Here is a 9489-nt window from a genome sequence, read left to right as displayed (position 1 = left end):
CCGATGACCATGGCGTGGCGGTCACCGGTGACCGGCACCGGCCGGGCGAACCAGGGCTTGGCGCGGGCGGGCGCCGGACGGTCCTCGGGCCACCCCAGAAACTCCCCGCGCAGGATCTCCCACTTATGGCCAATGCCAGGCGTGCGTTTCATCTTGAACCCGGCGGCATTGATCAGCCGGCGTACCCAGCCGGTGCTGGTGAAGGTGCTGATGGTCGAACCCGGTGCGGCCAGGCGGGCCAGTTCGGCGAATAGCTCGGCGGTCCACATGTCAGGGTTTTTCGCCGGGGCAAAGCCGTCGAGAAACCACGCATCTATTTGCGCGTCCAGTTGCGGCAGTTGCTCCAGGGCGTCGCCGATCAGCAGGGTCAGGGTGACGCGACCGTTGTCCAGCACCAGGCGCTGGAAGCCTTGATGGATGGCGATGTACTGGCCCAGCAACTGCTCGGCGTAAGGTTGCAGTTCGGGCCAGAGGGCGAGGGCACGTTGCAGGTCGGTATGGCTGAGCGGGTATTTCTCCACACTGACAAAATGCAGGCGTGCCCCGGCCACCGCCTGCTGGTCGAATAACTGCCAGGCACACAGGAAATTCAAGCCCGTACCGAATCCGGTTTCACCGATCACCAGGCGCCCACCGGCCGGCAAGGCCGCAAAACGCGCCTGCAAGCGGTTCTGTTCAAGGAACACATAACGGGTTTCTTCCAGGCCCGACTGGTCGGAGAAATACACGTCATCGAACACCCGCGAGTGCGGGCGGCCTTGGTCGTCCCAGTCGAGCTGGGCGTGGGTGATCGGGTTCATGGGTGGCTCATATGAATAACGGCAGGTAAAGACAGGGCGGCCATTCTAGCCGATCAACCGGTCTTGAATTGATCCACGGCAAGCGGCGGTTGAATTTCCTCCCGCGTGTCGTTGCCCAATCCGCTAGTCTTGAGCCATCTTGAAACGGAGCTGCCCATGTTCGAATCCGCCGAAATCGGTCACGCCATCGACAAAGACACCTATGACGCCGAAGTGCCGGCCCTGCGTGAAGCCTTGCTGGAAGTGCAGTACGAGCTGCAACAGCAGAAGCGCTTTCCGGTGATCATCCTGATCAACGGCATCGAAGGCGCGGGCAAGGGCGAAACCGTCAAGCTGCTCAATGAGTGGATGGACCCGCGCCTGATCGAAGTGCGCACTTTCGACCAGCAGACCGACGAAGAACTGGCGCGCCCGCCGGCCTGGCGTTACTGGCGGCAGTTGCCCGCCAAAGGCCGCATGGGGATTTTCTTCGGCAACTGGTACAGCCAGATGCTGCAGGGCCGGGTGCATGGACAGATCAAGGATGCGCGGCTCGATCAGGCCATCGCCGGTGCCGAGCGCCTGGAAAAGATGCTGTGCGATGAAGGCGCGCTGATCTTCAAGTTCTGGTTCCACCTGTCCAAGAAACAGATGAAGGCGCGGCTCAAGGCCCTGGCCGATGACCCACTGCACAGCTGGCGCATCAGCCCGCTGGACTGGCAGCAGTCCAAGACTTACGACAAGTTCGTGCATTTCGGCGAGCGCGTGCTGCGCCGCACCAGTCGCGACTACGCACCGTGGCACGTGATCGAGGGGGTCGACCCGCATTACCGTGGGCTGACCGTGGGCAAGATCCTGCTCGAAGGCCTGCAGAGCGCGTTGAAGCAGGCCAGGGTCAAGGCCAGTGGCATGAACCCGGCGCCGCTGCCGTCGTCGGTGGACCAGATGAGCCTGCTCAACAGCCTCGACATGAGCCTGCGGCTGGACAAGGACGATTACGAAGAACAGCTGATTACCGAACAGGCGCGCTTTTCCGGCCTGATGCGCGACAAACGCATGCGCAAGCACGCGCTGGTCACCGTCTTTGAAGGCAACGACGCGGCCGGCAAGGGCGGAGCGATCCGCCGTGTCGCGGCCGCGCTGGACCCGCGCCAGTACCACATCGTGCCGATTGCCGCGCCCAGCGAAGACGAGCGCGCCCAGCCGTACCTGTGGCGGTTCTGGCAGAAGATCCCGGCGCGGGGCATGTTCACCGTGTTCGATCGCTCCTGGTACGGCCGCGTGCTGGTGGAGCGCATCGAAGGCTTCTGCACCCCGACGGACTGGATGCGCGCCTATGGCGAGATCAATGATTTCGAAGAGCAGCTGCGCGATGCCGGTGTGATCGTGGTCAAGTTCTGGCTGGCGATCGACAAGGAGACTCAATTGGAACGCTTCAAGGCCCGCGAAGAGATTCCGTTCAAGCGCTTCAAGATTACCGAAGACGACTGGCGCAACCGCGACAAGTGGGACGACTACCGTGCGGCGGTAGGCGACATGGTTGATCGCACCAGCACCGAGGTGGCGCCCTGGACGCTGGTGGAAGCCAACGACAAGCGCTGGGCGCGGGTCAAGGTATTGCGCACGATCAACCGGGCATTGGAAGACGCATTCGAGAAGTCCGACAAGCACGACAAGAAGAAAAAGAAATAGAAAAAGCCTGGATCGAACCCGGTCCAATGTGGGAGGGGCTTGCCCCCGATGGCGGTGGGTCAGCTGCAGCTGCATCGACTGACAGCCTGCCATCGGGAGCAAGCCCCCTCCCACATTGGATTTGTGCACATCAGATAGACTCCCTGCGCGTGCCATGCCTTCGCCAAACCCGACAAGCACGACAAAAAGAAACAGCCTGAGCCTGACTCGATCCAACTGTGGGAGGGGGCTTGCTCCCGATGGCGGTGCGTCAGTTGCAGCTGCATCGACTGACAGCCTGCCATCGGGAGCAAGCCCCCTCCCACATTGAATTTGTGCACATCAGATAGGCTCCCTGCGCGCGCCATGCCTTCGCCAGAACCGACAAGCACGACAAGAAGAAACAGCCTGAGCCTGACTCGGTCCAACTGTGGGAGGGGGCTTGCTCCCGATGGCGGTGGGTCAGCTGCAGCTGCATCGACTGACAGCCTGCCATCGGGGGCAAGCCCCCTCCCACATTGGATTTGTGCACATCAGATAGACTCCCTGCGCGCGCCATGCCTTCGCCAAAACCGACAAGCACGACAAGAAGAAACAGCCTGAGCCTGACTCGGCCCAACTGTGGGAGGGGGCTTGCCCCCGATGGCGGTGAGTCAGTTGCAGCTGCATCGACTGACAGCCTGCCATCGGGAGCAAACCCCCTCCCACAGTTGATCTGCACAGACCAGATAGAGCGGTCTTCCCGGTCCCATGCTTTCGCATCCATGCAGTGAATGATCATCGCGGGCAGCCGGGCCCGCATCTATCCTCGATCCACAACCACAAGATCGAGGTAGCCCCATGCGTGAAGTAGTGATCGTCGACAGTGTGCGAACCGGCCTGGCCAAGTCCTTTCGCGGCAAGTTCAACCAGACCCGGCCCGATGACATGGCGGCCCATTGTGTCAACGCGCTGCTGGTGCGCAATGGCATCGACCCGGTCACGGTCGAAGACTGCATCGTCGGCGCCGGCTCCAACGAAGGCGCCCAGGGTTACAACATCGGGCGCAATGTGGCGGTGCTGTCGCAACTGGGCACCGGTACGGCGGGCATGACCCTCAATCGTTTCTGTTCGTCAGGCTTGCAGGCGATTGCCATTGCCGCCAACCAGATTGCCTCGGGTTGCAGCGACATCATCGTTGCCGGTGGTGTGGAATCCATCACCCTGACCATGAAAAGCGTCAACACCGACCACCTGATCAACCCGCTGCTCAAGGAGCAGGTACCAGGCATTTATTTCCCTATGGGCCAGACCGCCGAAATCGTCGCGCGTCGCTATAACGTCAGCCGCGAGGATCAGGACCTGTACGCCCTGCAAAGCCAGCAGCGCACCGCGCAGGCGCAGGCTGATGGGTTGTTCGAAGATGAAATCGTGCCGATGGCGGTCAAGTACAAAGTCGAAGACAAGCGTACCGGTCAAGTGCAGGTGCTCGATGGCGTGGTCGACCGCGACGACTGCAACCGCCCCGACACCACTCTGGCCAGCCTCAGTGGCTTGAAGCCGGTGTTTGCCGAAGACGGTTCGGTGACGGCGGGTAATTCGTCGCAGCTGTCCGACGGTGCGTCGATGACGCTGGTGATGAGCCTGGAAAAAGCCCTGGCGTTGGGGCTCAAGCCCAAGGCGTTTTTTCGCGGTTTTACCGTGGCCGGTTGCGAGCCGGACGAAATGGGCATCGGCCCGGTGTTCTCGGTGCCCAGGTTGCTCAAGGCCAAAGGCTTGCAGGTGGCGGATATCGACCTGTGGGAGCTCAACGAAGCATTTGCCTCGCAGTGCCTGTATGCGCGTAACCGCCTGCAAATCGACAATGCCAGATACAACGTCAACGGCGGTTCGATCTCCATCGGCCACCCGTTCGGCATGACCGGCTCGCGGCAGGTGGGGCACCTGGTGCGCGAGTTGCAGCGCCGCAACCTGCGTTACGGCATCGTCACCATGTGCGTGGGCGGCGGAATGGGCGCAACCGGATTGTTCGAGGCCGTGCGTTAGGCCTTGATTGACGGGTTGCAACACGCGCTGACAGGGGGAGCTTTGCTCCCCCTTTTTGCATCTGCCGTTCAGGCATGTCCCTGCACGCTGGTCAAATAGTTAGTTGCAAAATCCCTGTAGGGTTTGTTGTTTTAACGGCTATGTAGCCCTATTCTTACAGCTGTTTCCAGTACTAAATAATTCTCATCTAACTTCAGTGTAGTCCTATTCCTTCAGTTGTTTTTAAAGTTTTGGCAAATGGCCATAATTTTCCTGCAAGCCTTGATATACAAAGGCTACGTCATTAAACGAAACGGCTGGCTTACTTCTTCAAGTGTGAAGTGGACACTTGCCCGGCGTTGAGCGTGATCCTGAAATGCAATACAAAAAGTTGGAAAAGCACGTCAGGAATTCCTCTCGATGCATAGGTCAAACCGCTCTTTTAATCAGCCCTGCGCCTATCGGTGGCAAGGCTCCTTAATGACACTTGTTAGTGGGAATCTGTAGATGAAAACCAAAATGAAAACTGTGCTGTTGTCTGTCGGTCTGCTGGCGGGTTCGATGTCGATGGCGCACGCGGCGGACGGAACAGTGACGTTTATCGGGTCGGTCCACTCGGGTGCCTGCTCTATCAAGCCTGACTCCGTCGACCAAACCGTTCGCCTGGGCGCGATTGCAAAGCATCAACTGCAAGCGGGGGGCAAATCGGAAGCGCGGACCGTGAAGATCGAGCTGGAAGGTTGCGATCTGACGGGCCTCACTGACAACACGGTCACCACGACCTTCACCGGCGCGCCATCCTCGGTTGTGCCCGGTGCTATCGGTACGGTCGGCGGTGCAGGCAACCTGGGCATCATGATGACCCATGGCGGGGACCTCGTTAAGTTGGGTGTGCCTACCGCCCCGCAAGTCATCAGCGTGGGTGATAACACGCTGGAATTCGGCGCGTACGTACAAGGCGCCGCCACTGGGGACATCATTCCCGGCGACTTCAGCGCGGTCACCAATTTCACTTTGGCTTATCAGTAAGTTTCACCCCCGCCACCCGGTGTGGCGGGGGGATTCTGACGGGAGATCCAGGTGAACACATTCATACGTCTGGCTATCGCCTCTTCATTAACGACATTCATCAGCCCTTGTGTTGTCGCCCAGGCGGCTGCGCAAGGCGATGGGGTCGTGCTGCTGGGAGGGGAAGTGGTTGATTCCGCCTGCGGGCTGGAATTGGCCAGCATCGATCAAACCATCGAGATGCCGCCCGAGCCGGTGGGTCGGCTCTTGCGCAACACGCGGGGCGAAGACCATCCCTTTCAGCTGCGTCTGGTCAATTGCTCGTTGAGCCGCCCGGACCCGTCGCGCCCAGGTGCAAGCCTGCCGGATTGGGAACACATGCGCGTGACGTTCGAAGGTCCCACCGACAGGGCAGGGCTCTCCTTCGCAGTGTTTGGCGACTCGCAGGGGGTTGCCCTGCACATCGTCGACGCCGCCGGCCAGGAAAGCCTGCCGGGGCAACGCATGGCGCCGGTCCCGCTGGCGGAAGGTGACATGACACTCAACTACCGGTTTTTCCTGGTCGGCAACGGCTTGCCATTGGTGGTCGGGGCTCACAGTGCCGCGGTGCGGTTCAAGTTGGAATACTTTTGAACAGTGATGGACAGGCTTGCATGTTGAATACGTCGAAGATCAAAAATACGCTGCGTCCCGGGCTGTTCGGCGGGTTGATGTCACTGGCAGGCACTGCAATGGGTGCTGGGGATATCGAGTTCAATACCGACGTCCTCGATCTGAGTGATCGCGCCAACATTGACTTGTCTCAATTTGCGCGCAGCGGATTCATTCTGCCAGGCACTTACTCGATGGCTGTGCACCTCAATGCCCATCCTATTGCTGAGCAATCGGTGGCGTTCTATCCCCCCGATGACGACCCCAAGGGCAGCCAGGCCTGTTTGTCGCGCAGTCTTGTCGAGCAACTGGACCTGAAAGTGTCCGAAGCCGGCAAACTGATGTGGTGGAAGGACGGCGAGTGCCTGGATATAACAAGCTTGCCCGGCATGGAGGTCAGGGGTGATTTGGCCACCTCGACCCTGAGCATCAACGTGCCCCAGGCCTACCTTGAATACAACGCTATCAATTGGGACCCACCTTCCCGATGGGATGAGGGGGTGCCGGGGCTGTTGGTGGACTACAGCCTGACGGCGCAGTCCAATTACCAGCGCGACAATGGCCAGCGCAAAAACCTCAGCGGTAATGGAACCGTGGGGGCCAATGCCGGTGCCTGGCGTCTCAGGGCGGATTGGCAGGGGCGTGTGGAGAGCGGTCGGCAGGAGGCCGCCGGCCCGCAAAAACTGGAGTGGAGCCGCTATTACGCGTATCGCGCCATCCCGGCGTTGCAGGCGCGCCTGGTGGTGGGTGAGAACTATCTGTATTCGGACCTGTTCGACAGCTTCCGCTTTACCGGCGCCGCGCTCAATTCGGATCAAAGTCAACTGCCCCCCAACTTGCGCGGTTACGCGCCGGAAGTGGTCGGTGTGGCCAGGACCAACGCCAAAGTCATCATCAGCCAGCAGGGCCGTGTGCTCTACGAAACCCTGGTTGCGGCCGGCCCCTTTCGCATTCAGGACCTCAATGATGCGGTGACCGGCAAGCTGGATGTGCGGGTGGAAGAACAGGACGGTTCGGTCCATACCTTCCAACTCAATACGGCCGGTGTGCCTTACCTGACGCGCCCAGGCCAAGTCCGTTACAAGCTGGCAAGCGGGCGACCATCCAACCTTCAGACGGGCTCCGATGGCGCCGTCTTCGGTACCGCAGAGTTCTCCTGGGGCGTGAGCAATGGCTGGTCGTTGTTCGGTGGCGGTATCACCGATAACAACTATCGGGCGTTAGCCGTGGGCGCCGGGCGGGACTTGCTGGCGTTCGGTGCCGTCTCGCTGGATGTCACGCAGTCGCGTGCCAACGTCTGGAACGAGACGCTCTCGGGTAAATCCTACCGCCTTCAATACTCGAAGAACTTCGAAGAGTACGACAGCCAGGTGACCTTCGCCGGCTACCGCTTTTCCGAGAAGAACTTCCTGAGCATGAGTGAGTACCTGGATGCACGGCATTACGGGTTGAACGGCGAGCTTGGCGGGCGAGGGGACTACCGCGATCCCAACGAGGGTTGGCGGCCCATCGGTGGCAGCAAAGCGCTGTATACGGTGACGGTCAACAAGCAGTTTCGTGACCTGGGCGCCACTGTCTACGCCAGCTACAACAAGCAAACCTACTGGGACCGGCCGGACACGCATCGCTGGAACCTGTCGCTGTCGCGCTACTTCAATGTGGGCACGGTCAAGAACATGAGCCTGTCGCTGAACATGTACCGCACCCAGGAATACAACTACAAGGACAACGGCATGGCGCTGACGGTCAGCCTGCCGTTGGGGCGTACCGGCACGCTGTCGCTGGACGCCAATCGAGCCGCCGGCAAAAACGGTTTTGCCTCGCGCTACAGCGACCGCCTCGATGAGCGTAACAGCTACCAGCTCAGTGCCAGCGACACCTCCGCCAGCGGTTACCTGAGCCATATGGGCGACAACGTCGACATCGACGTGAGTGCCAGCAGGCAGCAGGGCGGTTCCAGCAACCTCGGTGTCTCCGCACGCGGCGGTGCCACGCTCACGGCCTACGGTGCGGCGCTCCATCGAACCACCAGTACAGGCGGCACCCGCCTGATGGTCGATACCGCCGGTGTGCCCGATGTGCCGGTGCGCGGTTATGGCGCGCCGACCCGCAGCAATGCCTTTGGCAAAGCCGTGATCTCGGATATCAGCAGCTATCAGCGCACCGCCGCCAGCGTTGATTTGGAGCGCTTGCCGAGCAATGTCGAAGCCACTCAATCAGTCACGCAATTGACGCTCACCGAAGGGGCAATCGGTTATCGCTCGCTGGATGTGATTGCCGGTGAAAAAGCCATGGCGGTACTGCGCCTGGCGGATGGCAGCTCGCCGCCCTTCGGCGCGACGGTGCAGAACCTCAAGCAACAGGATACCGGCATTGTGAATGATGGCGGCGAGGTCTACCTGAGCGGCATCCAGGCCGGCGAGCAGATGACCGTCAGTTGGGGCGGCGGCGCACGCTGCCTGCTCACGCTGCCTGCCACGTTGCCTGCCGATGGGTTGACCGATGCCCTGCAATTGCGCTGCCAGCCGGTAGCCGCCGATCCATCCTTGCCCGAGCCCGCCGGGCTGTCCGGCACGCCTATCGATACGGAGAACACAGCCTCATGATGCCCAATACACGTCGCCTATTCCCACCCTTCGCGCTGTTGGCCCTGGCCTTGACCCAGACTGCCAACGCTGCCGTGGGCCTGGACCGTACCCGCGTGATTTTCGACGGTGGCAAAGAGGCCACCAGCGTGAATATCACCAACAACAACACCCAGTTGCCCTATCTGGCCCAGGGCTGGATCGAGGATGAAACCGGTAAGAAAATCACCACGCCGTTGATCGTGCTTCCACCGGTTCAACGCCTGGAGCCGGGTAAACAAAGCCAGGTGAAGGTCCAGGCGTTGCCGGCGGCCAAGTCGCTGCCTCAGGACCGGGAGACGGTCTACTACTTCAACTTGAGGGAAATTCCGCCGCGCAGCGATAAGTCCAACACCCTGCAGATCGCGCTGCAAACCCGTATCAAGTTGTTCTACCGCCCGCAGGCCATCGAGCCGAGCCAGCAGGATTTGTCCAACCCGTGGCAGGAAAAACTGACCCTGACCCGTGAAGGCGATCAATACCGGGTGAGTAACCCCACGCCCTATTACGTGACGTTGGTGGATGCACGCAGCAGCAAGGACAGCACAACCGTGCCGGGTTTCGTGCCACTGATGGTTCCCCCCAAAGGCTCCCTGGTCTTGGGGCCTGCCGCCAAGGCACTGGGCACGAGCCCCTATCTGGCTTACGTGAACGACTACGGCGGTCGCCCGCTCCTGGCCTTCACCTGCACGGGGGACACTTGCACCGTGGACCGGCAGGCCGCGCCGGCGAATGAGTAATGGTGCTGGAGA

General features: G+C 60.8%; 7 protein-coding genes. 6 read left to right on the top strand and 1 reads right to left on the bottom strand.

All coding sequences use genetic code 11. From position 1 onward, the window contains the following. The coding region (gene mnmD / locus BFQ04_RS29935; RefSeq protein ID WP_256544560.1) for a tRNA (5-methylaminomethyl-2-thiouridine)(34)-methyltransferase MnmD at nucleotides 1-800 on the bottom strand (800 nt) is incomplete at its 3' end. 156 nt (nucleotides 801-956) lie between these two features. Between mnmD and pap the strand changes: the two genes are divergently transcribed. The 6 genes from pap to BFQ04_RS07295 all read left to right on the top strand — a co-directional run bounded on the left by pap (nucleotide 957) and on the right by BFQ04_RS07295 (nucleotide 9477). Next, nucleotides 957-2471 (top strand): polyphosphate:AMP phosphotransferase, encoded by a 1515-nt coding sequence (gene pap, locus BFQ04_RS07320; RefSeq protein WP_065950231.1) that lies wholly within the window; start codon nucleotides 957-959, stop codon nucleotides 2469-2471. Nucleotides 2472-3290: 819 nt separating this feature from the next. Beyond that, nucleotides 3291-4475: a thiolase family protein gene (locus BFQ04_RS07315; RefSeq protein ID WP_065950230.1), complete on the top strand. Its 1185-nt coding sequence runs from the start codon at nucleotides 3291-3293 to the stop codon at nucleotides 4473-4475. Nucleotides 4476-4961: 486 nt separating this feature from the next. Beyond that, a complete protein-coding gene (locus tag BFQ04_RS07310; RefSeq protein ID WP_065950229.1) occupies nucleotides 4962-5483 on the top strand; it encodes a fimbrial protein in 522 nt (173 codons plus the stop codon). A gap of 51 nt (nucleotides 5484-5534) precedes the next feature. Continuing rightward, nucleotides 5535-6095, top strand: coding sequence for a fimbrial protein (locus BFQ04_RS07305; RefSeq protein WP_065950228.1), 561 nt, complete (start codon nucleotides 5535-5537; stop codon nucleotides 6093-6095). 20 nt (nucleotides 6096-6115) lie between these two features. Next, nucleotides 6116-8719 carry an outer membrane usher protein gene (locus tag BFQ04_RS07300; protein WP_157829686.1) on the top strand — a complete coding sequence of 868 codons (2604 nt, stop codon included), beginning with the start codon at nucleotides 6116-6118 and terminating at the stop codon, nucleotides 8717-8719. Next, complete coding sequence (locus tag BFQ04_RS07295; RefSeq protein ID WP_065950227.1) at nucleotides 8716-9477, top strand: fimbria/pilus periplasmic chaperone; 762 nt, start codon at nucleotides 8716-8718, stop codon at nucleotides 9475-9477. The genes BFQ04_RS07300 and BFQ04_RS07295 overlap by 4 nt, the downstream gene beginning before the upstream one ends. Nucleotides 9478-9489: the final 12 nt, after the last annotated feature.

The sequence above is a fragment of the Pseudomonas sp. 37 R 15 genome (genome assembly GCF_900004865.1).
In the GTDB taxonomy this organism is placed as follows: domain Bacteria; phylum Pseudomonadota; class Gammaproteobacteria; order Pseudomonadales; family Pseudomonadaceae; genus Aquipseudomonas; species Aquipseudomonas fluorescens_AM.
This window is presented reverse-complemented; position numbering and strand designations above follow the sequence as displayed.